A 24,749-nucleotide genomic window follows, 5' to 3' on the forward strand; every position below is an offset into this window, starting at 1 on the left:
CGCCTCAGGGCTTGAAGACCACCTTGACCATGCCCTCTTCCTTCTTCTGGAAGTGCTTGTAGGCGTCCGGGGCTTCGGCCAACGGCAGGTGGTGAGTGGCGAAGGCGTCGACACCGAACGCGTCGTCATCGACCAGCATCGCGAGCAGCTCGTCGGTGTGGGCGCGCACGTTGGCCTGACCCATCCGCAACTGGATCTGCTTGTCGAAGAGCTGGAACATCGGCATCGGGTCGACCGCGCCGCCGTAGACGCCGGAGATCGAGACGGTGCCACCGCGGCGTACGCACTCGATCGCTGTGTGCAGTGCCGCGAGCCGGTCGACTCCGGCCTTCTTCATCATCGGCTCGGCGATCGCGTCGGGGAGCAACCCCACGAACTTCTGGATGCCCTGGGCCACCGGGGAGCCGTGCGCCTCCATCCCGACTGCGTCGATGACGGAGTCCGCGCCGCGGCCGCCGGTGAGTTCACGGACCCTCTCGGCGATGTCCGCGGAGCTCTTGACCTCGTTCATGTCGATGGTCTCCGCACCGAAGGCCTTCACGCGGGCGAGCCGCTCGGGGACCCGGTCGACGCTGATGACCTGGTGTCCGGCGCGTACGCCCATCCGTGCCGCCATGTCACCGATCGGGCCGGCGCCCATCACCAGCAGGGTGCCGCCGTCGGGCACGTCGGCGTACTTGAGCCCCTGCCACGCGGTGGGCAGCACGTCGGAGAGGAAGAGGAACCGATCGTCGTCGTGCTCGTGGGGCACCTTCACCGGAAGGAAGTTGCCGAAGGGCACACGCAGCAGCTCGGCCTGCCCGCCCGGCACCTGGCCGTAGAGCTTGGAGTAGCCGAAGAAGCTGGCGCCGGTCCCGTGCTCGTGGTTCTGGGTGGTCTCGCACTGGCTGTAGAGGTGACGGTCGCACATCCAGCACGACCCGCAGGAGACGTTGAAGGGGATCACGACCCGGTCACCGACCGCGACCTTCGTGACCTCTGAGCCGACCTCCTCGACGATGCCCATCGGCTCGTGGCCGACGATGTCGCCGGGCTCCATGAACGCGCCGAGCGTCTCGTAGAGATGCAGATCGGAGCCGCAGAGGCCGGTCGAGGTGACCCGGATGATGATGTCGGTGGGCTCCTCGATGCGGGGGTCAGGGACCTCGGTGACCTGCATGTTGTGAACGCCCTGCCAAGTCACTGCCTTCATGATCAACCACCTTCAAGTCGGGGAGGACTCGCAACGAGCCCTGCACCCCCGTACCCGCGAGCGGCCGTCTCTACACAGGCGAATCAGGAAGAGGCAATCCTGTCCGACATCTCGGAGGGCTCGTACGGCACGAAGTCCAGTTTCTCCCGCACCCCGCAGTCGGGGCAGCACCAGCTCTCGGGGATGTCGGCCCAGGCCGTGCCCGCCGCGAAGCCCTCGTGCTCGTCGCCGGCAGCGACCTCGTACGTGTAGCCGCACCCAGGGCACCGGGCCGCCAGCACCTCGGGCACCGCACCGGGCAGAGCTTCCGTACGAGCCTGCGGGACGGCGGGTACGAGGCCGCTCGACCCGCGTGGGGCGTACCGAGCGAGGATCTTCTCCCGCTTGCGCGGCGACAGGTTGGCGCGGCTGAGGTCGCCGTCGAAGTGGGCCAGCACGCGCGGGTCCATCACGCGCCGCCACACCGCCGGCACGATCGCCAGGACGATCATCCCGGCGTACCCGGTGGGCAGGACCGGCGACTCCTGGTAGTCGCGCAGTGCCTGGTAGCGCCGGGTCGGGTTGGCGTGGTGGTCGCTGTGGCGCTGCAGGTGGTAGAGCAGCACGTTGGTGGCAATGTTGTTGGAGTTCCAGCTGTGGCTCGGGTCGACGCGCTCGTAGCGCTGCCGGTCCCCCTCGCCGACCTTCTGGCGCAACATCCCGTAGTGCTCCATGTAGTTGACGACTTCGAGCAGCGAGATGCCGACGAGCGCCTGGATCACCAAGTACGGCACCAACCCGACGCCGAGCCACGCCACCAGGCCGACCCACAGGACGGCGGTCATCAGCCAGGCGTTGAGCACGTCGTTGCCGATGCGGAAGGGGTGCTGCTTGCGGCGCGCATACCGCCTCTTCTCCAGGCGCCAGGCCGAGCGCAGGGAGCCGAGGACCGTACGCGGCCAGAACTGGTAGAAGTTCTCGCCGACGCGGCTGCTGGCCGGGTCCTCCGGGGTGGCGACGCGGACGTGGTGGCCACGGTTGTGCTCGATGTAGAAGTGGCCGTACGCGACCTGGGCCAGCGCGATCTTGGAGAGCCACCGCTCGTGGGACTCGCGCTTGTGGCCGAGCTCGTGGGCGGTGTTGATCCCGATCCCGCCGACGCAGCCGATCGAGATCGCCAGCGCGACCTTGTCGACCGGGCCGAGGTCGGGAGCCCAGCCCAGCGGGTCGCCGCGCATCACCAGGTACATCGCGAGCACGAAGGCGACGTACTGGATGGGCAGGTAGAGGTAGGTGATCCAGCGGTAGTACTTGTCGTTCTCCAGCGCCTCGATCACGTCGTCGGGAGGGTTGGAGCGGTCGAGGCCGGCGATCAGGTCGAGGGCCGGGACCACGCCCAGGATGACGATGGGCCCCAGCCACAGCCAGACTCCCCAGCCCGTCGCGCCGTAGCCCGCGTACCCCACGAACGCCAAGGACGGGACGACGAGGCCGATGAGCCACAGGTACCGCTTGCGGTCCTTCCACTGCTCGGTGGACTCGGGTGTGACTGTGCTGCCGCGGGCCATGGCGACTCCTCCGACGTGCGAACCAGGGCCATCCCGACGTTAGCGATGTGGCGTCAGTGTGACAAGGGTCACGTGCGGCGGTGCGCTACTGCGTACGCGAGGGGGTGGGCCGTGCAGCCTTTGGCGCTGCGCTGCCGACCCTCTGTCCGTAATTGAACGTAGGAAGGTGCCGATTTCGCGCATGGATCGCTCCCTGACAGCACTTTTCTACGTCCAATTACGCCGGCTGAGCCCACCGCGCTTCCGCAGGCGATCAGCGGCGCCGTGTCGTGGCCACCACGGTGATGGCCACCGCCCTGGCGCTCGTAGCGAGGCCGATCATCATCATGGCGAGGAGGGGTCCGCTCATCTCTGTTCACTCCCGGGCGATGCAGGTGGAGGCACTCGGTCATCATGGTCCACGTGACCGATGACGACCTGCTCTCCCTCCTCAGCCAGATGCTCGGCCCGACGTTGGAGGCCGCTGGCTTCGGCGAGGCCCAGGGCGGGTGGGACGGCGTCACCTTCTGCGCGGCACAGGCCGACTTCACGGAGCGCTTCCCGTGGCTGCCGCAGGCCCATCCGGAGGACTGGCAGCGTGGGTCGAGCACCGACCTGGTGATCGAGTTCGACCAGACCACCGGACTGCTCGGCCGGGTGGACCTGGAGGGGATCACGCTGGCCGCCACGGTCTACCGGGTCGGTCGCGGCGAGCTCGCTGCGCGCCTGAAGTCCTCGATGGGGTGGCCGTTGGCCGAGAGCCTCCCGATCGTCGCCGAGGCGCTCGACGCTGCCTTCACCCATCGCGAGGAGCCGGCAGCGGAGCCTCCGGAGTGAACGTGGCTAGAAGACCAAGGTGAAGAGCATGATCAGAAGCACGCTGAGCGCGAGCGACACCAGAAGTGAGCCACCGCAGCCGAGGCGATTGCTGAAGAAGAAGAACATGTTGACCCCTTGAGTTCGTTGAGGCACGCCTCCTACCCGCGGCGAAGCTCAGCCAAGCCAAAGGTGAGTCAGGTCTCCCCTGTCGCCGAGGACTCCCAGTTTGACGCTCGGCCCTCGCAGTCGACGTTCCCCACATTCCGCGCTGACAAGCACCAACCTCGGCCGCCATGCTGGAGCGATGCGAGTCCTCTTCATCCACGGCGCCGGCGGCTACCTCGAGGACCAAGAGATCGCCGCCACCCTGCGTACACACCTGCAGGCCCCGGTCGAGATGCCGCAGATGCCCGACGAAGACATGTCCGTCGAGGCGTGGGCCACCATCGTCCGTCACCACCTGACAGGGCTCGGCGAGGACGACGTCGTCATCGGGCACTCGTTCGGGGCGACCATCCTCGAGTGGGTGCTGGGCGAGAAGACCTGGGCACCCCACCGGGCACTGCTGCTGGCGATGCCCGACTGGTCCCCCGACGGCTGGGACGTGGCGGACTACGCGCACCCAGGACCGGGGCCCCAGATGTCCATCGCGCTGCACCATTGCCAAGACGACGAGGTGGTGTCCTTCGAGCACCTGGCCTTGAACGCAGCGCGCCTGCCCTCAGCCACCGTCGTCGAGCACCAAAGAGGTGGTCATCAGTTCGAAGGTGTCGATCTCGGCCCTTGACAACCTACAACCATCTAGTTGTACGTTGGTCTCATGGACGGAACGGACGAGGACCGGGTGGACGCCTGGTTCCAAGCGCTCTCCGACCGCACGCGGCGCGACATCCTGCGCCGGGTGTTGGCCGGGGAACACTCCGTCTCGACGCTCGCGGCGTCGTACGACATGAGTTTCGCCGCGGTGCAGAAGCACGTCGCCGTGCTGGAGAAGGCCGGCCTGCTGACCAAGCGTCGGCAGGGGCGTGAGGCCCTGGCCAGCGGCGACGTGGCAGCGGTGCGGTCGGTGGGCACGATGCTCACCGAGCTGGAGTCCCTCTGGCGTGGCCGCATCACCCGGATCGACGAGCTCATCGCCGAAACCCACCCACAGAAGGACTGATCACCATGCCTGTCACCGACGTCTCGCACGACCTCGACGCCCGCACCCTGACCATCGTCGCCGACTTCGCCGCCCCGCCGAAGCGGATCTGGGAGGTGTACGCCGACCCCCGCCAGCTCGAGCGGATCTGGGGACCCCCGAGCCACCCCGCCACCTTCGTCGACCACGACCTCGCCCCGGGCGGTCGGATGAACTACTTCATGACCGGTCCCGAGGGCGAGCAGTACTACGGCTACTGGGAGGTCGAGTCCGTCGACGAACCCCACAGCTTCGCCTTCGACGACGGCTTCGCGCTCGACGAGGAGTTCACCAAGAACCCTGACCTGCCCGTCAGCAAGAACGTCTTCTCCTTCACCGACCACGAGGGAGGCACCCGAGCCACGTACGTCGGCATCTACGCCACCGCCGAAGGGCTGCAGCAGGTCCTCGACATGGGCATGGTCGAAGGCGCCTCCACGGCGATCAACCAGATCGACGAATTGGTCACCGCCTGAAGGCGAGCGCGATGTGCTCCCTCCCACTCAGCTCGCGATGCGCAGCGCGGTCCTGGCCTCGTCCGGCACCACACGGGAGCTGCTCTCCCTGCGGTCGCGCGAACGATCCAGGATCGTGAGCGGCAGCAGGACCAAGCAGTTGCTCACGCGGTGTCGCACGAGGACCGGGTGCGGCCGGGTGGGCGCAGCGCGGCGTACGACGTCCCAGGCGAACCCGAGCTGACGCAGCCGACCCTCCTCGACTCGGCTCTGCAGGAGAGGAAGGAGCACCTCCTCCTCATGCCGGACGGCATCCAGCAGGAGCCCGTGGAGCCGCTCGACGAGACGAGACCGTTCAGTGGGCTCCAGGTCCTCGTCCTGCAGGCGCCCGGCCAGCTCGTTCACCTCGCGGCGTTCCTCGTCCATCTGCTGCACGAGTGTCTCCCCGTACGGCAGATGCTTCCGGACCGCCGGCCACAGCACCGATTCATCGGCGAAGGCATGTGGAAAGACCACGCGACACACCTCTCGGAGCACCTCGTCCTGATCTGGTCCAGGATCGCGCGACAGCCTCTCCAGCAGCACCACGAGTAGTTGGTGGTCGCGCTTCTGCCGGACCAAGAGGCTCCAGTCGGACCCCAACTGGGTCTCGACCTGATCAGCCAGCGACCTCATCGGCTCAGTCCCCGTCCAGGTGCTCGGCCGCAAGACCTGTCATGGCCGAGAGGGCCAGCGTCCTCGACAACATCGAGGCAGCGCGCGGCCAGCGGCGATGGAGCAGGGTCAGCCCGACGCCGAAGTAGATCGACAGGCACCACGGGCAATCCATCAGGTAGGCGATCTTGGACGACTCCGGGGAGCCGTAGCGCGCCTCGACGGCGTCACGAAGAGGCTGGGTGATGCGGTCGTCACGCACCAGCTTCACCAGTCGGAACGTCGCCAAGCCGTCCATCAGGAGACCGACCCCTTGTTCACCGCGTCCATGTACATGCCCCATGAGAGGTCCCCTCGTCAGTTACTGCGCGTCCCTCTCTCCTACCCCCATCCGGCCGTTCCTGCTCGTTAACCACGTCACAGTCCGCACCTCCCGTCAGACTGATGCGTTTGTGTGCGCGGCAGATCCGAGCAATGGTGGAGGTGACACAGCCTCCATTCGAAAGGAGAGCCATGCTTGCTCTCACCGAGAACGTGACCGCTATCGTCAACCAGCTCACTGAGGGATCGCCGGAGGTTTCCGCCCTCCGCATCGCCGCCGAGGGGGACGGGCAGGCCTTGTCTGTCAGCCCTGTGGCCCAGGCGCAGCAGCACGACCAGACGATCGTGCAGGACGGCGCCACCGTGTACGTCGACGGCAAGGCTGCTGACCTCCTTGCCGACAAGATTCTCGACGGAGGCGTGGACGAAGACGGCAACATCCAGTTCGGGCTCGTCCAGCAGGCCTGACTGAGAAGTCAATGGAGTCCTGGGCCCGGTTGGGCTCAGGACTCCTGCCATGTCTGGGTCGGGTCCGGGCCATGACCGGCGATCGCATCCGGGCTTCGACGTCGTCGACGCGTAGCGAAATCATGGCGGTCAGGCAGAACCGTTTGGGGAGCTCTCCCTACGCTGTGATGAATATCCGTGCCGAGGAGGATCTCCATGAAGTGCCCCAATGATTCAGCCACTCTCGTCATGAGCGAACGTGCCGGTGTGGAGATCGACTACTGCCCGGAGTGCCGCGGCGTGTGGCTGGACCGCGGTGAGTTGGACAAGATCCTCGAGCGTGCGGAGGTTGAGTCGACGCGCGTTGCCCCCGCACCGGCGGCGCCGCCCCGGGACGCGCAGTACTCCCCTCGGCGGTCCGACAACGACCGTGACCGTCGCTACGAGGGCCACGGCGGCTACCGCAGCAAGAAGAAGGGTCACTGGCTGGGAGAGCTGTTCGACTGAACTGCCGGCCATCCTCAGCCGGTCTGCCCTTCCTCACGGCTCTCTGCGATGCGGTGCGGGATCCGCAGCAGACGAATGCCGGTGACGAGAACCAGCCCACCGACGAGGTTGCCGAACGCTGACCAGCCGAGCGCCCCGACCCAGTCGAGGTAGTCGTAGTCGGCATCCCCGGTCAAGAGACCGGCGAACATCAGGATCGAGTCGAGCACCGAGTGGAAGAGGCTGGCACCTACCAGCACGAACGACATCAACACCGCCGGCACCAGCTTGACCCCGAGGCTCTCGGTTGCGTTCTGCATCCGCGTCATGAGCGTGATCACCGCGCCGGCGAGCACCGCCAGGAAGAACGAACGCCACGACACCCCGAGGTGGGCGTAGTGCGAGCCCGCCTCCACCGCGACCTCGTGCACGCTCGGCAGCGCCACGACGATCATCCCGGCCATCATGAAGCCGCCCACCAGGTTGGCCGCCAAGGTCACGACCCAGAGCCTGATGAGCTGTCCGAACGTCCCCTCCTTGGCCACCACGGAGATCACCGGCACCAAGAAGTTCTCGGTGAACAACTCGCTGTTGGCCAACAACAGGGCAACAAAACCAACCGTGAACGCCATCGATGCGAGCAAGTGGTTGCCGGTCTCCGCCATCACCACCAGGAAGGCCAACACCCCGACCCCGACGTCGACGCCACCGAGCAGGCCGGTCGACAACAGCGGGAGCAGGGGGCGATCCAGCCGCTCATGACCCTGGGCGACCAAGCGGTCGTACGTCTCCTCCAGCTCGGTCTCCTCACGAGCACCCTTCGGCGCTGTCACGTCATCGGAGCCTCCGGACGGACGGCTCACGATCGGCCGCCGAGGATCAAGCAGGATGCGTTCATGGCGTCACGCTAGCGCTTTGGCGCCCGTCAGTTCCGCCGCGGCGCTGGGCGGTCTCCTCGTCCTGCAGCGCACGGGCTCTACACGACGTTCTGACCCACTGGTCCCGCTCCGCTGAGCAATGGTCGGCGTCGGCGTTCCCCACCGTTAGGCTCCGCGCATGAAACGTCGACGCGGGACCACGGACGTCCGCCGTTTCCTCGAAGCGGCCGAGGCAGCCTCTCCGGTGGAGGCTGTGGAACAGGTCGCGCGCGAGCTCGGGCTCGCATTCGGCGCCGCCACCGTCTCCTTCCTCATCGCGGACCTCTCCGGACGGGCGCTGGTGCGACTCGCGCACGTGCCGCTGACCCAGGACCCGGCCGCTGGCAACAGGTCTTCGGACCTGGGCGTACGTCGCGACGAAGAGGAGTCCGCGCGCGTGCTGCCCTTCGACGGCGGACCGGAGGAACAGGCCGTACGCACGCAGCAGGTCAGCGTGCTGCCCCCCGACGCTGCGGTGCCGCAGAGCGAGACCGCGGACATGTGGCGCGTCCTGGCCCCGGTGACCGAGCGCGGCGAGTCCATCGGTCTGCTCAAGATGTTCCTCCCCGAGGAACCAGACCAGGAGGTGGTCGACGAGATCGCCCAGGTGGCGCTCCTGATGGCGTTCGTCGTGATCGCCAACCGTCGACACACCGACCTCTTCGAGTGGGGCCAGCGCAGTCGGTCGTTCAGCCTCTCCGCCGAGATTCAGCAGCGGCTGCTGCCGGAGGCCCACACCTGTGAGGCATCCGCGTTCACTCTCGCCGCGTGGCTCGAGCCCGCCGCGAGCATCGGCGGAGACACGTTCGACTACTCCCAGGCGCGCGACTCCCTGCACCTCTCACTGACCGACGCGATGGGTCACGGCGTCAACGCCGCCCTGACCGCCAGCGTCTGCGTGGGAGGACTGCGTGGCGCCCGACGTCGCGGCATGTCCTTGCTCGAGCAGGCCGCGATCGCCAACAGTTCCTTGGCCGACCACGCCTTCGGTCGTGCCGGTGACGACTTCGCCACGGGGGTGATCGCCCGCGTCAACCTGGAAACCGGGGCGATCGAGGTCATCAACGCCGGCCACGTCCTCCCGTACCTCCTGCGCGGCACCGAGGTGACCTCGCTCGACCTGAAGGCCGACCTGCCCTTCGGCATGTTCGCGGAGACGGTCTACGAGAGCACGCACCTGACCCTCGAGGCCGGGGACCGGCTCGTCTTCGTGACGGACGGGATGCTGGAGCGCAATGTCGCCGGCATCGATCTTCCGGGGGCCATCCGCAACTCCGGACGACTCCACCCCCGAGAGGTCGTCCGGGCACTGGCCGACAGCGCCCTCGCGGCCGCCGGTCACGCGCTGGAGGATGACGCGACCGTGCTGGTCCTGGACTGGCACGGGATGCACGACGAATCCCGCGAGTCCGTGTCGGGGGCCGACCCCGAACGCGCCAGCGAGCCCTTGGACTAGGGCTGGAGGTCGGCGGCCTCGGACGAGTTGTCGCCCCGGCGTCGACGGAGTTGCGGGCGAGGCAGGCGCGGACGAGGCAGGCGCGGACGAGGCAGGGCGGCGCGCACCCGGCGTACGTACCTGCGGGCAGCGCCGCTCAGACGCTGACGGACCCGCCGCAGCACGTCGCGCAGTCGTCGGACACCTCGACGCACGTGCCCACCGACCCACACGAAGGGTGCGGTCAGCACTCTCCAGATGGCGCGAGCCACGGCCTTGGCCCATCGGACTGGCGCGCCGAACAACCGAGTGAGGAGCACGCGGGCCTGCGTGATCCAGCCACCGAGCATGCGCAGGGCGGCAGCAACCCATCGAAGCGGTGCGGTCATGAGACGACCCAGCGCACGCACCAGGGCCTCGAGCCCACGGCCCACCGCCCTGAGCGCAGCCGAGACCCACCGCAATGGCGTCGTGAGCAGCCGCCCCAGGGCGCGAAGCGCGGCGCGCGCCCAACGCAGCGGAGCTGTGACGAGTCGACCCAGGGCGCGAAGCGCGGCGCGCGCCCAACGCAGCGGAGCGCTCAGGGCTCGGCCGACGAGCCGCTTCACAGCCCTCAGGAACCGAGCCGCCCCGGCGACAACTGCGGTGAGCACCCGGCTCACTCCCCGCCCCAGTGCTCGGAGAAGGTCCCAGAGCATCACGAACGGGAGGAGCGGAAGTCCGAGGATGACCTCAAGACGTGACGGGGGCGCTGGCTGCTCGTCGCTCATGAGCGAGGAGTCTGCCTCAGTCGCCACGTGACGCCACGGCTCTGTCTCACGCCGGGCGACCGGCGTTCGCCTCAGGACTCAGTGATGTCGGGCAACGCCCCGTCGCGCAACTTCTCCTTGAACCTCCGCGCCTGCGCACGCGACGCACGAACGTCGTCGGCGTCGAGGATGCCGTCCCGCACCCCCATGCGCACGACGAAGTAGAGGACGACGACGGAGACGACGAGGAGCAGGAGTTCGACCACGGCTGCAGACTATTGACCCGAGCCGCAGGAGTCCACGACATCAGTCCGAGAGCAGCGCGAGGAACCGCTCGGCGTCGCCGGTCCGTGGCAGGTTGTTGAACATGACGTACGGCGTGGGCCGCCCGTCGAGCCGGTCCCGCAACCGCCGCAACTCGTCATCGGTGTGGACGTGCCGCGAACCGGTGGTGCCGTGCAGCCGGTAGTAGGTCTGCTCGGGGGTGACCGTCTCGGCCTGCATCGGGTCGACCACGTGGACGAGGTCCAGCTCGGCGCAGAGCTCGGTGAGCAGCTGCGTGGGCCACTCACCGCGGGGCTCCCACAGGAGCCGCCCCGCCGGCCGTTCGACCTGCGACAGGAAGTCGCGTAGCCGCGCAACGTTGTCATCGGTGGGGCGAAAACTCTTCGGGCACTGCAGCAGCACGGCACTGGCCTGCAGGATGCGGGCGCACTGGAGGGTCCGCTCCCAGGCCGAGAGGACCGGGGGCGTCGTGCGGAACCCCCCGACCTGTCCTCGGGCGCTGGCGGGGAGAGGCTGCTTCATGCGCCGGTACGTGGGGCTGTTGGACTCGTGGGTGACGACCTGCCACGCCTTGATCGTGAACTCGAAGTCATCCGGCACCTGCGCTCGCCAGCGCGTCAGCAGCGCATCCGCCGGCGGTTCGTAGAAGGTGTGCTGGACCTCGACGAGCGGAAAGCGACGCACGTACGCACTCTGCGAGATCGTCCAGCCGCACGGGCCCACGCGGACGTCCATTCTCGGCACTCCCCTCAGAAGAAGCGGTGCACGAGCGCAGCGACTTCGCCCGGATCGGGGGCCAGGTCCTTGGCCCGGAAGAACGCGTCTAGGTGGCCCGGGGTGACGATGAACAGGATGGTCGCCGGCCCGTCGAGGCCGTCACCGTCGACGACGGTTCGACAAGCAGCGAGGCTGCCGCCGGTGGACGCGGATACGGCGAGCAACGTCGTTGGACGCGACTCCCACACCGCGGCCACGGGTGCGCCCACCTCTGTCCGGTTGTCGATCGTCCGGGTCGCCATGATCGTTCCTTCCGTCGTCGTCCATTCAGCATCACGCGCCCCGCGCCTGTATTGTCGGCGTCCTCGGGATGAATCGTCCATACTCCATCCTTGAGGAACCTGTTGAGCCAGCTGCCCGCCGACACCGCAGTGCTGGACGCCCTGCAGGGCGTGACCGACGGCGTAGTGGATCTCGTCGGCTTCGAGGTGTGTGCCGTCAGCATCGCCCAGGACGAACACACTCTCGAGACAATGGTGGTCTCCGGGAGTGGTGACGTACGCGACCAACTGCTCGGGCTTCGCGCGTCGATCGCGGACGTCGAGCAGCAGTTGGCCGGCAGCGACCCTTGGCACGGCCTGCACTGCCTCCGACATGACCGGCCCCAACGGGACGGGACCGGCGACGACGCTGCTGGGTGGCCTCCGCTCGACCTGCTGGCCGCTCCCGTCCGGGACGCCTCGAACCGGCTCCGCGGACTGGTACAGATCCATCTGTCCCGTGAGCTCCAGGACCCCGACGAGGCCGCCTTCGACGTGCTCACCCGCCTCGTCGACCAGGCTCGGCACACGGTGCTGAACGCCATCGACCGGGACCGACTCGTCGAGCGGGTCCGGCTGGCGGACGCGGCCCGACTCATCGTGCGCCGCGCCAGTTCCGAACTCTCCATGGACCGGATCATGGAGTTGTCCCAGCCCGCCATGGCCAGCGGCTTCGAGGCCGTGGGCATGTGGATGCAGACCTTCGACGAGGACGGCGAGGCGACCGACCTGGTCTACGGCGCCACCCAAGGGGAGATCGTGATCCCCGACGACCTCAAGGAGCTCGGCCGTCGCATCGCCCTCCAGCTGTGGGACTCCCAGCAGGTCGCTGTCGCAACCGACCGCGTCGTGCCTGCGATCGACGGCCTTTTCCCCGAGGAGGAGCAGCGGGTCTATGAGTTCATGGCCGACACGCTGGACGCGACGTCCCTGCTCTTCGTGCCGCTCGGAGCCGGGCGGGAGTGCCTCGGCAACCTCGCCCTGACCCGTCGAAGCGCCCACCTGGACTGGAGCGAGTCGGAGAAACAGGCGGCCTCCGACATCGGACACGACCTGGGTCGCGCCCTGCTCAACGCGCGTACGTTCGAGCGTGAGCGGCGACTCGCCGCCGAGCTGCTCGAGCTGGACGGCTACAAGAGCCGTTTGATCTCCACGCTCGCGCACGAGCTCAAGAACCCCCTCACCGCCATCGCCGGCCACGCCGAGATGCTGGACTCGATGGTCGACCTGCCCGGCGGGGTCCGCCACTCCATCGCCGCGATGGAGCGCGGGGCAGCCCGGATGCAGCACACCATCGACGACCTGCTGGTCCTCGCCGAGGTCGACGGCTCGCAGCGGCCCCTCGCCCCTGGGTCCGTCGACATGCCCGACCTGGTCAGGGACGTGCTCGACCTCCTGCACACCACGATCGCAGCCAAGGGGACCAAGATCACCGTGGAGACGGCCGAGGAGTCGATCACGGCGCTCGGCGAAGCCTCCGGACTGGACCTGATCTGCACCAACCTGGTCAGCAACGCCGTCAAGTACACCCCGCCCGAAGGTGCCGTCACGATCTCGCTGAGCCGCACCGACGACGAGGTCGAGGTGGCCGTCACCGACACCGGCATCGGCATCGCCGAGGAGGACCTGGGGAGCCTCTTCCAGGAGTTCTTCCGCTCCACCAACCCGGCAGCGTACGTCGAACCGGGCACCGGTCTGGGCCTGGCGATCGTGCAGCGCATCGTCGACCGTCACGCCGGGCGGATCCAGGTCTCCTCCACCCTCGGTGTCGGCACCACCTTCACCGTCACCATGCCGGCTGCCCCCCGCTCCGACGACGCAGGTCTCAGCCCGAGCGCCTGACGCGGAGCGTTACGCTCGCCCCATGCTCATCGCCCTCGGAGACCACGCGCCCACCATCGACGACTCCGCCTGGGTCGCCCCCAACGCCACCCTCGTCGGGCAGGTGATCCTCGCTGAAGGAGCCTCCGTCTTCTACGGCGCCGTGCTGCGCGCCGACAACGAGCCGATCACCATCGGGCCGCGCTCCAACGTCCAGGACAACTGCGTCTTCCACGTCGACAAGGGCAAGCCACTCACCCTCGGTGAGGGTGTGTCGGTGGGTCACGGAGCAGTCATCCACGGCGCCACCATCGGCAACCACGTCCTGGTCGGCATGAGCGCCACCGTGATGAACAGCGCCGTCATCGGCGACGAGGTCCTCATCGCCGCCGGCGCCCTGATCACCGAAGGCATGGAGGTCCCTCCGCGTACGCTCGTAGCCGGCGTCCCCGCGAAGGTGCGTCGCGAGCTCACCGACGAAGAGGTCCAGCGTCTCCACGTCAACGCCGAGATCTACGAGGCGCACCGCGAGCTGCACCGCGGCGGGCGCGTCGTCGACTGACCCCCCCCCCCGTTTCGTCCCCGTGCTTCGTCACCGCAACGGCGGCGCATCCACTGCGTCCGGGCCGTGACCGCGGCGTACGACCTCGGCCCGGGCCCGGTCGATGCCGCCGTGCTCCAGGGCAGCCAGATCCGACTCGCCCTCCCAGACGACCCGGCCCCGGCGTCGCACGGTCACCTTCATGGTGGCGCCCAGGTGCTCGATCGCGCCCGGCACGTTGCGCCGCTCGAAGGGCAACGGCACGGGCAGGACGTGGGCACTGGCCAGGCTCCCTGTGCCTTCGATGTCGATGCGCCACTGGGCGCTGCGCCCGCGCAGGACCCAGTGTTCGTCACTGACCTCGGCGTGGACCGGTGACACGACGGGATCCCCGAGTCGGACCAGGGTGCCGTCGGGGAGCAGCACGACGACGGCGGTCACGGTCGTACGCAGCGGTCCGGCGCTGACCTCTCCGCCGGCGAAGGCGACGCAGACCGACGGATCGGCGAACCCTTGGGCCTGTCCCCACCACCACGAGTCGGGGAAGCCGCCCTTGCCCCAGTTCTTCTCCGTGTAGACCGACCAGCCGTCCAGGTCCCACGTCTCCTCGCCGACCACCGCCCGCCCGTGGGCAGAGCCTCCGAGCAGCCACGGATGCCAGTACTGGTTCAGCCCGGGCACCGCCTGGAAGACGCTCGACCCACCGAAACTGCGGCGCGGCCACGGCACGGCGTCACGCACCTCTACGTCGATCAGGGCGTCGGGCCCAAGATCCACCAACAACCGATCGGGGGTGCCGTGGAACGCGTCGCCCGAGCGCACGCCCAGTCCGTCGGTGGCAGCCTCACCGGCCGGATGCACGGTCGTACGCAGGAAGCCGTTGGGATGGGCCGCCAGCCCGAGCGTCGACCAGGTGCCGTCGTCGGCCCGGTTCACCCCGTTGAGCGCGATCACGACACGGCCGGACGCCGGGTCGGTGAAGCGCCAGAAGTAGCCCTCCATCGCGACACCGTGCGCCGGCAACGGATCCCCCCAAGGTCGGTCCGCGCCGCTGGAGCGGTAGGCGTCACGCAGGGACTCGAGGGCCGTTCGCGCCAAGGAAATCATCCCCGCACTATGGCAGGGAGCACCGACGACCAACACCCGTGCAGACGAGCGGCCCGTACGCTCGTGCCGCCCCCGCCACGAAGAAGGACGCCGATGACCGACCTGATCACCACCCCCGTCACCGCCGACCTGCTGCGTGGTTGCGTCGAGACGGAACAGACCGCGGACGGGTTGCTGCCCCACCGGCTGCCGGCCTGGGTGCGCACCCAGATCCCCGAACCGCAGCTCCTGATGGTCGAGTCGCAACCCTCCGGAGTGCGGCTTGCCTTCCGCACGAGCGCGACCCGCATCGAGCTCGACACGATGCCGACCAAACGGGCGTACGCCGGCAATCCGCCGATGCCTGACGGGGTCTACGACCTCGTCGTCGACGGTCGCCTCGTCGACCAGGGATCCGTCGACGGCGGCAAGACGCGCACCGTCGACATGATGACCGGCACCTCCGAGACCACGCCCGGACCCGGCGGCACCCTGCGCTTCGCAGGGCTCGAATCAGGCCCCAAGGACGTCGAGATCTGGCTCCCGTACGACGAGACCACCGAGCTGGTCTCCCTGCGCACCGACGCCCCGGTCGAGCCGGCGGCGCCCAGCGGCCGACGTACGTGGGTGCACCACGGCAGCTCCATCAGCCACGGGTCCGTGGCGGCGAGTCCGTCGCAGACCTGGCCCGCGAGGGCAGCGGGCCTCGCCGGGGTGGACCTGGTGAACTTCGGCTTCGGGGGAAGCGCCCTGCTCGACCCGGCCGTGGCACGCGTGCTGCGCGACACCCCCGCCGACGTGATCAGCGTCAAGATCGGGATCAACCTGGTCAACACCGACCTGATGCGTCTGCGCGCCTTCGGTCCGGCGGTCCACGGCCTCCTCGACACCATCCGTGAGGGCCACCCCACGGCACCTCTGCTCGTCGTCTCCCCCATCCTGTGCCCGATCCAGGAGGAGACGCCGGGCCCGCTGCTCCCGGACCTGAGCGGCGACAGCATCGCCTTCGTGGCCGCCGGGGACCCCGAGGAGGTGGCGTCAGGGAAGTTGACCCTGCGGGTGATCCGCACCGAGCTGGCCCGGATCGTCCTCCAGCGGCGCTCCGACGACCCCCACCTGCACCTCCTCGACGGGCGCGAGCTCTACGGGGAGGACGACGCCGCCGAGTTGCCGTTGCCCGACCGGGTGCATCCCGACGCCGCGACCCACCGACTCATGGGTGACCGCTTCGCCGAGGCTGCGTTCCTGCGGGAGGGCGCGCCGCTCGCGGCTGGTCGCTGAGGCGGACGGAGCCAGGGGAATCGATGTCGTGACTGGGTGACACGGACTCCCCGCTCCGCCACACTCCACCCATGGGGAACAGCAACTGGTGGTTGGCCACACTGCTCGCTCCCGCCACCTATTTCGTCGTCGTCGGCACCCGCTTCGACGGGTTCATCGGTCAGCCAGCTCTGGTGTTCGCCCGAGATCCGTCCACATTCGTACGTCTCCTGGCCGAGGTGGGGGGCGCGTCGGCAGCCAGGGACGGGGTGCTGGTCGACCTGGGATTCATGGCGCTGCTGGTGGGAGCGCTGGGGCTCTGTCTCGACAAGGCGGGAGGGCGGTGGACGCTGGTGCTCCCCGCTCTGGCTCTTGACCTTCTCGAGGGTCTGATCCTGTGGGTCGTCGCCGGCGCATCGGCTCCTTCGTCGACAGCACTCGTCGTGCTCTTCGGGATCGCGGTGGCCAAGCTGCTGGCGTACGCAGCTGGGATCGCCCTGGTCATCAGGGCCATCTTCAAGCACTAGGTTGACGCTCCATCTAGTTTGCTAAACAATCTAGTCATGCACGAGACGAGCCGCCCCGAACGCGCCTGGCCAGCCGGGTGGTTGCGCGGCGCGCTCGGCGTGAGCGTGCTGCACGTCATCGCCGCCGGACCGACGTACGGCTACGCCATCGCCTCAGCCCTTGCAGAAGCCGGCCTCGGGCGAATCAAGGGCGGCACCCTCTATCCACTGCTCACCCGTTTCGAGGAGGCCGGTCTCGTCGAGGTTGAGTGGCGCGCCGGCGACGGCGGACCCGGGCGCAAGTACTACTCACTCACCGAGCTCGGGCGCACCGAGCACCAGCGGCAGACCGACCAGTGGCTCGAGTTCACCGGGCTCACGCGCCACTTCCTGGAGGGATCATGATCGACACCCGCACTCCCCACGTCGAGCGGGCCTGGGCCGAGGCCCTGCTCCTCGAACTGCGCCTGCGCGGGGTCGCCGGCACGATGATCGGTGCCGTGCTGGCCGAGGTCGAGGCGCACTGCGCCGACAGCGGGGAGACCGCGCGCGACGCTTTTGGTGATCCGAAGGACTACGCCGCAGCACTCGACCTCCCGGAATCCGTCCTGCAAGACGGATCCTCACTGAGGGACATCGCGGTCCCTGCCGTCGGACTGCTCGGCATGTTCTCGACGATCGGCTCCGTGGCTGCTTGGCAGACCGGAACCACCGTGAGCGTGACTCTCGGTGCTGCTCTCGGAGCGCTCGTCCTGGTGATCTGCTTCGCAGTCCTTGCCCTCCGCACCACCAACGTGTTGCGGTTCATGATCCATCACCCGCTCGTGACGATCCTGGGTCTCGGGGCCTTCACCGGGGGCGCCGTGGCCCTCTTCGTGTCGGCCCGACAATCCCTCTTCGACCTGCCGTGGCAACCACTGCTTGCTCTCGGCCTCCTACTGGTGCTCGCCGAGTTCATCTGGAACGTACGCCACCGCGGCGAACTTGAGGATCCAGTGGTCGGGCCCGGTCCGGACGGCGCTGGCACGCTCCAGGTGACGCGTCTCGACCGGCTGGCCTCTGCGGTCGGGCCGTGGCTGACACCCGCCCTGACCGCTGCGCTGAGCCTGCCGTGGCTCTTCGTCTGACTCCACGGTCCGGTCACGGCGTAGCGGCCTGAACCTCGACCCCGTGACTCCCTGTGCAACGTGGTGTGTTGAACACACGCCCAGTTGGGTAGGGTGCCGCACATGGCAACGGAACCGATCCAGGACACTGATCCCACCATCGGCCGTCTGATCGGCGATGCGAGCCGGGACATCTCGTCCCTCATCTCCAAGGAGATCCAGCTCGTCAAGTCCGAACTGAAGGTCAGCGCAAAGTTCGGCGGGGTCGGCGTAGGCCTCTTCGCCGCCGCCGCCTTCCTCCTGCTGATCTTCATCGTGATGCTCTCGATGACCATCGCCTTCTTCATCTACTGGGGTGGCTCCGGCCTGGAACTCCACTGGGCATTCGGCATCGTCACGCTCTTCTACCTCCTCGTCGCCCTGCTGCTCGCCTTCATCGGCTTCCGCAAGGTCAAGAAGGTCAAGGCCCCGGAGCGTGCGATCCGTCAGGCCAAGGAAGCCAAGACCCTCGTCAAGCGCTGACCACGAGGCGCCTGACACCGGGCGCCGACCACGGGCGCCCTGGACACCGGGCGCTGACCCCCGTCACCCCTCGATGCTCGCGTCGGGGGGTTTCGTGTGTCTGCTCAACTGGCGCAGTCGCCCGTGTCGACCCCCTGCGTCGCGGTGCTGCCGATCCCGGCTGCCTCGGCCACTTGCTGGGAGGTGAGTGCGTAACCGGTGTTCCGGTCGGTGACCGAGGCCGCGAAGATGACGCCGACCACGGCACCGTCCGCATCGACCACCGGACCGCCGGAGTTGCCCGGACGCACCAGGGCCCGCAACGACAACACTTCACGGATCAGGGTGCCCTGGCCGTAGATGTCCGGCGAGCGCAGCCGCTGCTGGGCCCGGACACGGCCCGTCTGGACGTCGTACGGCCCGTCCTCGGGATAGCCGAGCACGGCGACCGGGGTCCGCGGCTCGACATCGGTGGAGAACTGCAGGCTCGGGAGACCACGCGCCGAGAGCGAGAGCACGGCGACGTCGAGGTCGGGGTCGTAGTGCACGACCTTGGCGGCGACCCGGTCGCCGTCGATCTCGATCTCCGGCTCGTCGACACCGGCAACCACGTGGGCGTTGGTCATCAACCGGCCCGGCGCGTAGAGGAACCCGGTGCCCTCGATCCCGCGGCCACAGGAGTTCTCGCCGTAGACCTTGAGCGTCGACTCACGCGCGGCGCGGACGTCGGGGTCGTTCAGGACCTTCGGGTCGCCCTCGGGGACGGCGACGATCTGCTCCGGGGCGAACGGCTCCAGGTAGCGCGGGAAGAAGGTGGTGCCGACGACGTTGTTGAACGCGTTCAGCGCCTGGGACGCCTCCCCCGGGAGCGCCTGGTCGACCTTGGCGAGCACCGCCGATGAGCGTACGAGCGGGGTCACGCCGCTGAGCTTGGAGCCGGAGATGGCGACGCCGAGCACCCACGCAACGATGAGCACCGCCCCCGCGCTGAGCGCTGCACCCCCGACTGCGTCGAGGGCACGGACCGGTTGCCAGGTGATCCGGTCGCGGATCTTGGCACCAGCCACCTGCAGGGCCGCCTGACCCAGTGAGGCCGACAGGATCACGATCAGCAGGGCACCCAGGGAGACCCACAGTGACGGGACGGCGTCACCGAGGGCGATCGGCGCCAACCAGACACCGAAGAAGCCACCGAGGAGGAGCCCGGCGGTCGCGAAGGCCCCGGTCACGAACCCTTGCCAGTAGCCCGAGAGGGCATAGATCCCCACCACAGCCAGGAGCACCCAGTCGAGCACGTTCACTGGTCTACTCCCGAAGGTTGGTGTTGGGGGCGAGGTCGGCCTGCCCGGGGACTCCACCCTGCAACATGAGAGGAGGCAGATCGCGCATCTGGGTCTTGTCCCACGCCGTGGTCCAGCCGATGTGGTCGAAGAGCCGAGCCACGATGCCGGCGGTGAAACCCCACAGGATCACGTCCTTGTCCTCGCCCACCGAAAAGCCGGGGCCGACCCAGCCCGAGGGGTGACGCACGTTGAACCGGTGCTCGGGGTCCAGCAGCTCGCTGATCGCTTCGTGGTGGATCGCGTGCACCTCGTCGGGACTGGCCAGGTGCACCCGGCCTCGGTCGCGCCAGTAGCCGACCACGGGAGTGACGACGTAGTTGGCAGGCGGGAGCCACAGGTCGGGGAGCTGCCCGATCACGTCGATCTCGGCGGAGACCAGCCCGATCTCCTCCCACGCCTCGCGCAGGGCGGCCTCCACGACACCCTCGCCCGGATCGATGCCGCCACCGGGGAAGGAGACCTGCCCCGGCTGCGTACGCATGTGGTGGGCGCGCTCGGTGAAGAGCAGCTCCGGCTCCCCGGACTCCGACTCGGCGAAGAGCATGAGCACCGCACCGCGGCGCGCGTCGGTGCCGGGCGGCGGAGCGAAGCGGGTCAACTCATCGACGGTGATCGAGGCGATGCCGGCCACCACCGGCGCCATCCACTCAGGCAGCTGGATGTCGCTCACGCGGCGTCCTCGTCTGCGGTCGGGTCCAGGTCGAGGTGCTTGCCCGCGACCTCCTCGAGCTCGGCGAGCTCGTCGAAGAGGACGTACTCCACCGCGACGAGTTGGCCCTCGGCGTCGACGAAGGCCAGCAGCGGCAACCCGCCGACCCGGGGGAAGGGCTTGCGCCCGTCGATGTCGCCGTCGAAGTCGCTCACCAACGGATAGGTGACGCCCGTCGAGGCGACCAACTCCTCAGCGGCCTTCGACCTGGGGTCCTGGAAGTCGATCCCGAGCACGTCGACCCGGCCCTGGTACTTCTGGTGGAACTCCTCCAGGATGGGCATCTCGTCGCGGCACGGCTTGCACCACGACGCCCACAGGCTGATCAGTGTCGGGCTGTCGATCTCGGCGAGGTTGCGCTCAGGTTGGTCGGCGAACCCGGCCAGGGTGAGCTCAGGCATCGGGGCCGGCAGGGTGTCGGCCTTCGGCGCGTCGTCGCTCTCCGAGCAGGCGGTGAGGGTCAGCAGCAGGCCAACCAAGGCCACCGCCACGACCCGCAACGGTGAGCGGTGCGTACCGATCTTCATGCTGGCCCCTGGGTCTTGACGAGAGCAGCGGCGGCCGTCGGGTCGATCGGCCCCTCGCCGAACGAAGGGCACCACCGCGCGACCGGGCAGGCACCGCAGGCCGGCTTCTTGGCGTGGCACCGGCGGCGACCGTGCCAGATGATGCGGTGGGACAGCATCGTCCAGTCGCTCTTGGGGAAGAGCGCCCCGACCGCGTGCTCGACCTTGACCGGATCGGTCTCCTCGGTCCAGCCGAAGCGACGCACGAGGCGTCCGAAGTGGGTGTCGACGGTGATGCCGGGGACGTCGAAGGCGTTGCCGAGGACCACGTTGGCGGTCTTGCGTCCGACGCCGGGCAGCGTCACCAGGTCGTCGAGGTTGCCGGGCACCTGTCCCCCGAAGTTGTCGACGATGGCGGCGCTCAGGTTGAGCAGGGCGGTCGTCTTCTGGCGGAAGAAGCCGAGCGGTCCGACGATCGCCTCGAGATCCTCCCGAGCCGCAGCGGCCATGGCCGCCGGGTCCGGATAGGCACCGAAGAGCCGTGGGCGCACCGCGTTGACCCGGCGATCGGTGGTCTGGGCGCTGAGGACGGTGACGACCAACAGCTGGAAGGGGTCGTCGAAGTCGAGCTCGCAGTGGGCCTCCGGGTAGGTCTCGGCGAGCACCCGGTGAACCTTGCGTGCCCGGCGCACCAAGGAGGTGTCGGGCTTGGGGGGTACGACTGACGCAGGCACGCGGCTCAGCCTACGGTGGGGGTCCGACATGTGACTTCCTGCCATGTTTCACACCCAATGTGCGCGTGTGAGGTTGACCACTGGTTAAGATGGACTTGCCTCGGGGGCTCCGGGGAGGCTTACCGACTGGAGGATCCGTGGACAACGACGTGCTCAGGCAAGCACCGCTGTTCAGTGCGCTGGACGACGAGGCGGCTACTGCTCTCAGCAACTCGATGGCCGAGAGCAAGATCCGGCGCGGTGACGTCCTCTTCCACGAGGGCGACTCCGGCGACAAGTTGTACATCGTGCTCGACGGCAAGGTGAAGCTCGGACGGTCCGCCGCTGACGGCCGCGAAAACCTGCTCGCAGTCATGGGCCCCGGCCAGATGTTCGGCGAGCTCTCCCTCTTCGATCCCGGCCCGCGCTCGGCGACCGTCACCGCGGTGACCGACGTCGCCTTCGCCTCGCTCTCGCACGAGGACCTGCTGCGTTGGCTCGACGGCCGCCCGATGGTGGCCCGCAGCCTGCTGAACCAGCTTGCTGGCCGTCTGCGCAAGTCCAACGACGTCGTGGCCGACCTGGTCTTCTCCGACGTCCCCGGTCGCGTGGCCAAGGCCCTGCTCGACCTGGCCGACCGTTTCGGACGTACGGCCGACGACGGCGTGCACGTGCACCACGACCTCACCCAGGAGGAGTTGGCCCAGCTGGTAGGCGCCTCCCGCGAGACGGTCAACAAGGCGCTCGCCGACTTCGCCTCGCGTGGCTGGATCCGCCTCGAGCCCCGCTCCGTCGTCATCATGGACATCGAACGTCTGGGAAAGCGCGCGCGCTGAATACTTGATTTTGGTGTGAAGGGTGAGGGGTCATTCCCTCGCCCTTCACGCATTTTCAGGCTCGGCGTTCGTCGGCCTGAGACGTCAAACGGCCAGACCCACAGAGGGCCTGGCCGTCAACGTACGTCCGCAGCGACAGCTGGTTCAGCGCTTGACGCGCAGCGTGACCGTCTTGGTCGACTTCTTGAAGCGCTTGCTGTCAGCAGGAGTGAAACTGATCTTCACCTTGTAGCGGCCAGGCTTCATCTTGCGCTTGAGTTGGTGGACGACCTTCTTGCCGGCCTTCACCTTGGCGTTCTTGAGGACCTTGCCGTTGAGCTGGATCTTTACTCGTCCCGAGGCCTGGGTAATGCCCTTGTTCTTCACGGACGCTGTGATCTTGACCGGCTTGGCGCCTGACTTGTGGGTCTTCTTCGACAACTTGGCGATGATCGAGGTCTTGAGCGCCGGTGCCGGCGCAGGGGCAGGGGCAGGTGCGGGAACCGGGAGTCGCGGTGAGGTGGCGGTACCGGTGTTCGACGAGGCAACCGGCGCCGAGAAGGCTGTCACATCGTCGATGAGCCCCCCGGGGGCACTGTCGACGAAGTACAGGTCAGCGCCAGAGGTGTTGAGCCCGGCCCACAGCACGTCGACGTGCACGGTCACGCTGGCGGGAGAACCGATGCACGTGCGCGGGATACTAAGAGTCAACGAACCGTTGACCCCCAAGGACTCTCGGGTTCCGATGCTCGAGCAGGTGATCCTCTCGCCTGCATCCTGGACGACGGCAAGACCCTCATCCTTCCCCCACAGGGCGGCGTAATCCGCGACGCCGTCACCGGTGGTGTCGATCTCCGCCCGGGCGATGTTCCAACTTTCGTCCACCAGGAAACTGAACCGGGACACAATCTCGAGATCCCTCGTGCCATGGTCGATGTCGATGCGGGTCAGATCGATGTCGTACTCGCCATATTCCATCCGGTCATTGACCAAGACGATCGCGTCGCCCGTGGGGTCGTATACCGCGCCGGTGGCCGCGAGAGCAGACGTCCCGACGAGAGTGAAGCTGGCCCCCAGGGCCACCGCACCCACTACTGATTTGCTGAACTTCATCATTTTCCCGTCCACGAGGGCGCGCCGATTCGAGCGTGCCATGACGTCGACCACGTCCCACCGGAGGTTCCGGGGCCGCAGTGACACCTGCAGTGAAACAGCCACCGGACACCCATGACGCCAAGACAGAGAAACTCGTCGCCCGCGCCACACCGCCGCAACGGCTGCATCTCCGACGTACCAAGTCCCCCAAACTCCAAGAAACGGCCTACGGACTCTGCCACGATCACCTCGTGAAACTGTTCGGACATGCTCGCGAGGTGGTCGGCAAGGCGAAGGACGTCGTTGCCGAGTACGACGCGCAGAGCCCCCACACCGCTGGCCAGGTGCGTCAGGCGATCGGCGGACTGCTCATCGCCGACGGTCTCGTCGGGCTGGAGAACCCCCTCGGTGGCAGGTCACGCCCAGGGATCTTCGGTCACCTCTTCCAGGCGCTCTTCGGGCTCATCTTCGTGGTGGTGGGCGTCTTCGTGTTCTCCATGACCAGCGCCGACGGTGACGCCACCACGACCGGCACCATCACCGACGTGCGCACCCACACCGGCGACGACAGCACGACGTGCTCACTGAGGGCCGAGTTCTGGGTCGACGACATCCCGTACCGAGCCGGGACCACCCACAGCTCCAGCAGCTTCTGTTCTGAGAACGTCGGCGGCACCGTTGACATCCGTTACGACTCCGCCAACCCTGCCGACGCAGACATCGACGAGGGATCGATGCTCTGGTTCGTCCTGGTCTTCCCCGCGGCCGGGTTGCTGGTGATGCTTCCGTCACTGATCGGTCTGGCCTTCTCCGCGGCCGCGATCTTCTTCGGCTGGCGCCTCCTGCGCAGCGGACGCGCGATGTCGGCCGCCAACCCGCCGACCTCCACCGACCAAGGCATCGTGGCCGAGGCGAAGGAGAAGTTCATCGAGGTGGTCGCCACCGTTCGCGGCGGCAGCTCGACCCGTTCCGCGGCGACCTCCTCGAGAGCCATCGCCCAGTCCCTTGGGCTCATCGCGGCCCCCGCCACGCCCCAGGTCCCGACCGGCCCCCCGGTGGCTCCGGCAGCCATCGCAGCCGGGTGGTACCGCACCGCCGACGGCGCTTCCGAGCGCTGGCACGACGGGATCAACTGGACCACCCACGTACGCCCGTACGCACCACCGCCGCACCACTGACGTACGCCGCTCGGCCCGCGTCGCGGGGTCCGTGAGAAATAGTTGCGGCCCGGTGACACCCGTACA

32 protein-coding genes are annotated in these 24,749 nt (G+C 68.1%); 16 read left to right on the forward strand and 16 right to left on the reverse strand.

Annotated features, from left to right (window positions below):
• Positions 1-4: 4 nt before the first annotated feature.
• Together DNK52_RS11595 and DNK52_RS16455 are read right to left on the reverse strand one after the other, a co-directional pair.
• Positions 5-1,192, reverse strand: coding sequence for a zinc-dependent alcohol dehydrogenase (locus DNK52_RS11595; RefSeq protein ID WP_110241126.1), 1,188 nt, complete (start codon positions 1,190-1,192; stop codon positions 5-7).
• Positions 1,193-1,275: 83 nt separating this feature from the next.
• On the reverse strand, positions 1,276-2,739 hold the full coding sequence (locus DNK52_RS16455) for a fatty acid desaturase (protein ID WP_110241127.1): 1,464 nt from the start codon (positions 2,737-2,739) through the stop codon (positions 1,276-1,278).
• 402 nt (positions 2,740-3,141) lie between these two features.
• Between DNK52_RS16455 and DNK52_RS11605 the strand changes: the two genes are divergently transcribed.
• Complete coding sequence (locus DNK52_RS11605) at positions 3,142-3,555, forward strand: hypothetical protein (protein ID WP_162598742.1); 414 nt, start codon at positions 3,142-3,144, stop codon at positions 3,553-3,555.
• 6 nt (positions 3,556-3,561) lie between these two features.
• On the opposite strand, the gene DNK52_RS16460 is transcribed toward DNK52_RS11605, so the two are convergent.
• Entirely contained in the window at positions 3,562-3,690 is a 129-nt protein-coding gene (locus DNK52_RS16460) for a hypothetical protein (protein WP_275426151.1), read from the reverse strand.
• Positions 3,691-3,841: 151 nt separating this feature from the next.
• Between DNK52_RS16460 and DNK52_RS11610 the strand changes: the two genes are divergently transcribed.
• The 3 genes from DNK52_RS11610 to DNK52_RS11620 are packed head-to-tail and all read left to right on the forward strand — an operon-like array spanning position 3,842 to position 5,193.
• A complete protein-coding gene (locus DNK52_RS11610; protein ID WP_110241129.1) occupies positions 3,842-4,324 on the forward strand; it encodes an alpha/beta hydrolase in 483 nt (160 codons plus the stop codon).
• 33 nt (positions 4,325-4,357) lie between these two features.
• A complete protein-coding gene (locus DNK52_RS11615; protein ID WP_110241130.1) occupies positions 4,358-4,699 on the forward strand; it encodes an ArsR/SmtB family transcription factor in 342 nt (113 codons plus the stop codon).
• 5 nt (positions 4,700-4,704) lie between these two features.
• Positions 4,705-5,193 carry an SRPBCC family protein gene (locus tag DNK52_RS11620; protein WP_110241131.1) on the forward strand — a complete coding sequence of 163 codons (489 nt, stop codon included), beginning with the start codon at positions 4,705-4,707 and terminating at the stop codon, positions 5,191-5,193.
• 27 nt (positions 5,194-5,220) lie between these two features.
• Here the strand turns inward: DNK52_RS11620 and DNK52_RS11625 are convergent, their stop codons facing one another.
• Both DNK52_RS11625 and DNK52_RS11630 read right to left on the reverse strand, forming a co-directional pair.
• Entirely contained in the window at positions 5,221-5,847 is a 627-nt protein-coding gene (locus DNK52_RS11625) for a hemerythrin domain-containing protein (RefSeq protein ID WP_110241132.1), read from the reverse strand.
• Between the two features lie 4 nt (positions 5,848-5,851).
• Positions 5,852-6,124, reverse strand: coding sequence for a DUF1360 domain-containing protein (locus tag DNK52_RS11630; RefSeq protein ID WP_162598743.1), 273 nt, complete (start codon positions 6,122-6,124; stop codon positions 5,852-5,854).
• 215 nt (positions 6,125-6,339) lie between these two features.
• On the opposite strand from DNK52_RS11630, the gene DNK52_RS11635 reads away from it, so the two are divergent.
• Together DNK52_RS11635 and DNK52_RS11640 are read left to right on the forward strand one after the other, a co-directional pair.
• Positions 6,340-6,615, forward strand: coding sequence for an iron-sulfur cluster assembly accessory protein (locus tag DNK52_RS11635; protein ID WP_110241134.1), 276 nt, complete (start codon positions 6,340-6,342; stop codon positions 6,613-6,615).
• A 228-nt stretch (positions 6,616-6,843) separates the two neighbouring features.
• Positions 6,844-7,101: a TFIIB-type zinc ribbon-containing protein gene (locus DNK52_RS11640; protein WP_239455516.1), complete on the forward strand. Its 258-nt coding sequence runs from the start codon at positions 6,844-6,846 to the stop codon at positions 7,099-7,101.
• Between the two features lie 14 nt (positions 7,102-7,115).
• Here the strand turns inward: DNK52_RS11640 and DNK52_RS11645 are convergent, their stop codons facing one another.
• Complete coding sequence (locus DNK52_RS11645) at positions 7,116-7,913, reverse strand: formate/nitrite transporter family protein (RefSeq protein ID WP_110241233.1); 798 nt, start codon at positions 7,911-7,913, stop codon at positions 7,116-7,118.
• Between the two features lie 223 nt (positions 7,914-8,136).
• Between DNK52_RS11645 and DNK52_RS11650 the strand changes: the two genes are divergently transcribed.
• Positions 8,137-9,453 carry a PP2C family protein-serine/threonine phosphatase gene (locus DNK52_RS11650; protein ID WP_110241136.1) on the forward strand — a complete coding sequence of 439 codons (1,317 nt, stop codon included), beginning with the start codon at positions 8,137-8,139 and terminating at the stop codon, positions 9,451-9,453.
• On the opposite strand, the gene DNK52_RS11655 is transcribed toward DNK52_RS11650, so the two are convergent.
• The 4 genes from DNK52_RS11655 to DNK52_RS11665 form a co-directional block, all read right to left on the reverse strand.
• Positions 9,450-10,202, reverse strand: coding sequence for a hypothetical protein (locus DNK52_RS11655; RefSeq protein ID WP_162598744.1), 753 nt, complete (start codon positions 10,200-10,202; stop codon positions 9,450-9,452). The genes DNK52_RS11650 and DNK52_RS11655 overlap by 4 nt on opposite strands.
• Positions 10,203-10,273: 71 nt before the next feature.
• A complete protein-coding gene (locus DNK52_RS16040; protein WP_162598745.1) occupies positions 10,274-10,447 on the reverse strand; it encodes a hypothetical protein in 174 nt (57 codons plus the stop codon).
• Between the two features lie 40 nt (positions 10,448-10,487).
• On the reverse strand, positions 10,488-11,150 hold the full coding sequence (locus DNK52_RS11660) for a DUF72 domain-containing protein (RefSeq protein WP_204163497.1): 663 nt from the start codon (positions 11,148-11,150) through the stop codon (positions 10,488-10,490).
• A 65-nt stretch (positions 11,151-11,215) separates the two neighbouring features.
• Positions 11,216-11,485 (reverse strand): hypothetical protein, encoded by a 270-nt coding sequence (locus tag DNK52_RS11665; RefSeq protein ID WP_110241138.1) that lies wholly within the window; start codon positions 11,483-11,485, stop codon positions 11,216-11,218.
• Positions 11,486-11,575: 90 nt separating this feature from the next.
• Here DNK52_RS11665 and DNK52_RS11670 point away from each other — a divergent pair, with 90 nt between their 5' ends.
• Both DNK52_RS11670 and DNK52_RS11675 read left to right on the forward strand, forming a co-directional pair.
• Positions 11,576-13,345 carry a sensor histidine kinase gene (locus DNK52_RS11670; RefSeq protein WP_162598746.1) on the forward strand — a complete coding sequence of 590 codons (1,770 nt, stop codon included), beginning with the start codon at positions 11,576-11,578 and terminating at the stop codon, positions 13,343-13,345.
• Between the two features lie 22 nt (positions 13,346-13,367).
• On the forward strand, positions 13,368-13,886 hold the full coding sequence (locus DNK52_RS11675; protein ID WP_110241140.1) for a gamma carbonic anhydrase family protein: 519 nt from the start codon (positions 13,368-13,370) through the stop codon (positions 13,884-13,886).
• A 30-nt stretch (positions 13,887-13,916) separates the two neighbouring features.
• On the opposite strand, the gene DNK52_RS11680 is transcribed toward DNK52_RS11675, so the two are convergent.
• A complete protein-coding gene (locus tag DNK52_RS11680) occupies positions 13,917-14,972 on the reverse strand; it encodes a tocopherol cyclase family protein (RefSeq protein ID WP_110241141.1) in 1,056 nt (351 codons plus the stop codon).
• A 93-nt stretch (positions 14,973-15,065) separates the two neighbouring features.
• Here DNK52_RS11680 and DNK52_RS11685 point away from each other — a divergent pair, with 93 nt between their 5' ends.
• From DNK52_RS11685 to DNK52_RS11705, 5 genes are all read left to right on the forward strand, one after another.
• On the forward strand, positions 15,066-16,232 hold the full coding sequence (locus DNK52_RS11685) for an SGNH/GDSL hydrolase family protein (protein ID WP_110241142.1): 1,167 nt from the start codon (positions 15,066-15,068) through the stop codon (positions 16,230-16,232).
• A 71-nt stretch (positions 16,233-16,303) separates the two neighbouring features.
• Positions 16,304-16,738 carry a hypothetical protein gene (locus tag DNK52_RS11690; RefSeq protein ID WP_110241143.1) on the forward strand — a complete coding sequence of 145 codons (435 nt, stop codon included), beginning with the start codon at positions 16,304-16,306 and terminating at the stop codon, positions 16,736-16,738.
• A gap of 36 nt (positions 16,739-16,774) precedes the next feature.
• Positions 16,775-17,122, forward strand: coding sequence for a PadR family transcriptional regulator (locus DNK52_RS11695; protein ID WP_110241144.1), 348 nt, complete (start codon positions 16,775-16,777; stop codon positions 17,120-17,122).
• On the forward strand, positions 17,119-17,844 hold the full coding sequence (locus tag DNK52_RS11700; RefSeq protein ID WP_110241145.1) for a hypothetical protein: 726 nt from the start codon (positions 17,119-17,121) through the stop codon (positions 17,842-17,844). Before DNK52_RS11695 ends, DNK52_RS11700 begins: the two co-directional genes overlap by 4 nt.
• Positions 17,845-17,946: 102 nt before the next feature.
• Positions 17,947-18,345 carry a phage holin family protein gene (locus DNK52_RS11705; RefSeq protein ID WP_110241146.1) on the forward strand — a complete coding sequence of 133 codons (399 nt, stop codon included), beginning with the start codon at positions 17,947-17,949 and terminating at the stop codon, positions 18,343-18,345.
• Positions 18,346-18,449: 104 nt separating this feature from the next.
• On the opposite strand, the gene DNK52_RS11710 is transcribed toward DNK52_RS11705, so the two are convergent.
• Genes DNK52_RS11710 through nth form a run of 4 tightly spaced genes read right to left on the reverse strand, consistent with a single transcriptional unit; the run spans position 18,450 to position 21,646 of the window.
• On the reverse strand, positions 18,450-19,625 hold the full coding sequence (locus DNK52_RS11710; protein ID WP_110241147.1) for a MarP family serine protease: 1,176 nt from the start codon (positions 19,623-19,625) through the stop codon (positions 18,450-18,452).
• 4 nt (positions 19,626-19,629) lie between these two features.
• Complete coding sequence (locus tag DNK52_RS11715; protein WP_239455517.1) at positions 19,630-20,337, reverse strand: NUDIX hydrolase; 708 nt, start codon at positions 20,335-20,337, stop codon at positions 19,630-19,632.
• Positions 20,334-20,903, reverse strand: a complete 570-nt coding sequence (locus tag DNK52_RS11720) for a TlpA family protein disulfide reductase (RefSeq protein ID WP_110241148.1) — start codon at positions 20,901-20,903, stop codon at positions 20,334-20,336. The genes DNK52_RS11715 and DNK52_RS11720 overlap by 4 nt, the downstream gene beginning before the upstream one ends.
• A complete protein-coding gene (gene nth / locus DNK52_RS11725) occupies positions 20,900-21,646 on the reverse strand; it encodes an endonuclease III (protein ID WP_420812354.1) in 747 nt (248 codons plus the stop codon). Before nth ends, DNK52_RS11720 begins: the two co-directional genes overlap by 4 nt.
• A gap of 107 nt (positions 21,647-21,753) precedes the next feature.
• Here nth and DNK52_RS11730 point away from each other — a divergent pair, with 107 nt between their 5' ends.
• Positions 21,754-22,431: a Crp/Fnr family transcriptional regulator gene (locus DNK52_RS11730; protein ID WP_110241150.1), complete on the forward strand. Its 678-nt coding sequence runs from the start codon at positions 21,754-21,756 to the stop codon at positions 22,429-22,431.
• Positions 22,432-22,575: 144 nt separating this feature from the next.
• On the opposite strand, the gene DNK52_RS11735 is transcribed toward DNK52_RS11730, so the two are convergent.
• Positions 22,576-23,526 (reverse strand): hypothetical protein, encoded by a 951-nt coding sequence (locus tag DNK52_RS11735; protein WP_162598747.1) that lies wholly within the window; start codon positions 23,524-23,526, stop codon positions 22,576-22,578.
• Between the two features lie 230 nt (positions 23,527-23,756).
• Between DNK52_RS11735 and DNK52_RS11740 the strand changes: the two genes are divergently transcribed.
• Entirely contained in the window at positions 23,757-24,683 is a 927-nt protein-coding gene (locus DNK52_RS11740) for a DUF3592 domain-containing protein (RefSeq protein ID WP_162598748.1), read from the forward strand.
• Positions 24,684-24,749 lie beyond the last annotated feature (66 nt).

The organism is Nocardioides gilvus (assembly GCF_003194605.1).
In the GTDB taxonomy this organism is placed as follows: domain Bacteria; phylum Actinomycetota; class Actinomycetes; order Propionibacteriales; family Nocardioidaceae; genus Nocardioides; species Nocardioides gilvus.

What these genes read in the sequence shown, in the direction of transcription:
- DNK52_RS11595 (WP_110241126.1), bottom strand. Translation starts at nt 1,192, where the DNA reads ATGAAGGCAGTGACTTGGCAGGGCGTTCACAACATGCAGGTCACCGAG.
- DNK52_RS16455 (WP_110241127.1), bottom strand. Translation starts at nt 2,739, where the DNA reads ATGGCCCGCGGCAGCACAGTCACACCCGAGTCCACCGAGCAGTGGAAG.
- DNK52_RS11610 (WP_110241129.1), top strand. Translation starts at nt 3,842, where the DNA reads ATGCGAGTCCTCTTCATCCACGGCGCCGGCGGCTACCTCGAGGACCAA.
- DNK52_RS11615 (WP_110241130.1), top strand. Translation starts at nt 4,358, where the DNA reads ATGGACGGAACGGACGAGGACCGGGTGGACGCCTGGTTCCAAGCGCTC.
- DNK52_RS11620 (WP_110241131.1), top strand. Translation starts at nt 4,705, where the DNA reads ATGCCTGTCACCGACGTCTCGCACGACCTCGACGCCCGCACCCTGACC.
- DNK52_RS11625 (WP_110241132.1), bottom strand. Translation starts at nt 5,847, where the DNA reads ATGAGGTCGCTGGCTGATCAGGTCGAGACCCAGTTGGGGTCCGACTGG.
- DNK52_RS11630 (WP_162598743.1), bottom strand. Translation starts at nt 6,124, where the DNA reads ATGGACGGCTTGGCGACGTTCCGACTGGTGAAGCTGGTGCGTGACGAC.
- DNK52_RS11635 (WP_110241134.1), top strand. Translation starts at nt 6,340, where the DNA reads ATGCTTGCTCTCACCGAGAACGTGACCGCTATCGTCAACCAGCTCACT.
- DNK52_RS11640 (WP_239455516.1), top strand. Translation starts at nt 6,844, where the DNA reads ATGAGCGAACGTGCCGGTGTGGAGATCGACTACTGCCCGGAGTGCCGC.
- DNK52_RS11650 (WP_110241136.1), top strand. Translation starts at nt 8,137, where the DNA reads ATGAAACGTCGACGCGGGACCACGGACGTCCGCCGTTTCCTCGAAGCG.
- DNK52_RS11655 (WP_162598744.1), bottom strand. Translation starts at nt 10,202, where the DNA reads ATGAGCGACGAGCAGCCAGCGCCCCCGTCACGTCTTGAGGTCATCCTC.
- DNK52_RS11665 (WP_110241138.1), bottom strand. Translation starts at nt 11,485, where the DNA reads ATGGCGACCCGGACGATCGACAACCGGACAGAGGTGGGCGCACCCGTG.
- DNK52_RS11675 (WP_110241140.1), top strand. Translation starts at nt 13,368, where the DNA reads ATGCTCATCGCCCTCGGAGACCACGCGCCCACCATCGACGACTCCGCC.
- DNK52_RS11680 (WP_110241141.1), bottom strand. Translation starts at nt 14,972, where the DNA reads ATGATTTCCTTGGCGCGAACGGCCCTCGAGTCCCTGCGTGACGCCTAC.
- DNK52_RS11685 (WP_110241142.1), top strand. Translation starts at nt 15,066, where the DNA reads ATGACCGACCTGATCACCACCCCCGTCACCGCCGACCTGCTGCGTGGT.
- DNK52_RS11690 (WP_110241143.1), top strand. Translation starts at nt 16,304, where the DNA reads ATGGGGAACAGCAACTGGTGGTTGGCCACACTGCTCGCTCCCGCCACC.
- DNK52_RS11695 (WP_110241144.1), top strand. Translation starts at nt 16,775, where the DNA reads ATGCACGAGACGAGCCGCCCCGAACGCGCCTGGCCAGCCGGGTGGTTG.
- DNK52_RS11700 (WP_110241145.1), top strand. Translation starts at nt 17,119, where the DNA reads ATGATCGACACCCGCACTCCCCACGTCGAGCGGGCCTGGGCCGAGGCC.
- DNK52_RS11705 (WP_110241146.1), top strand. Translation starts at nt 17,947, where the DNA reads ATGGCAACGGAACCGATCCAGGACACTGATCCCACCATCGGCCGTCTG.
- DNK52_RS11720 (WP_110241148.1), bottom strand. Translation starts at nt 20,903, where the DNA reads ATGAAGATCGGTACGCACCGCTCACCGTTGCGGGTCGTGGCGGTGGCC.
- nth (WP_420812354.1), bottom strand. Translation starts at nt 21,646, where the DNA reads ATGTCGGACCCCCACCGTAGGCTGAGCCGCGTGCCTGCGTCAGTCGTA.
- DNK52_RS11735 (WP_162598747.1), bottom strand. Translation starts at nt 23,526, where the DNA reads ATGATGAAGTTCAGCAAATCAGTAGTGGGTGCGGTGGCCCTGGGGGCC.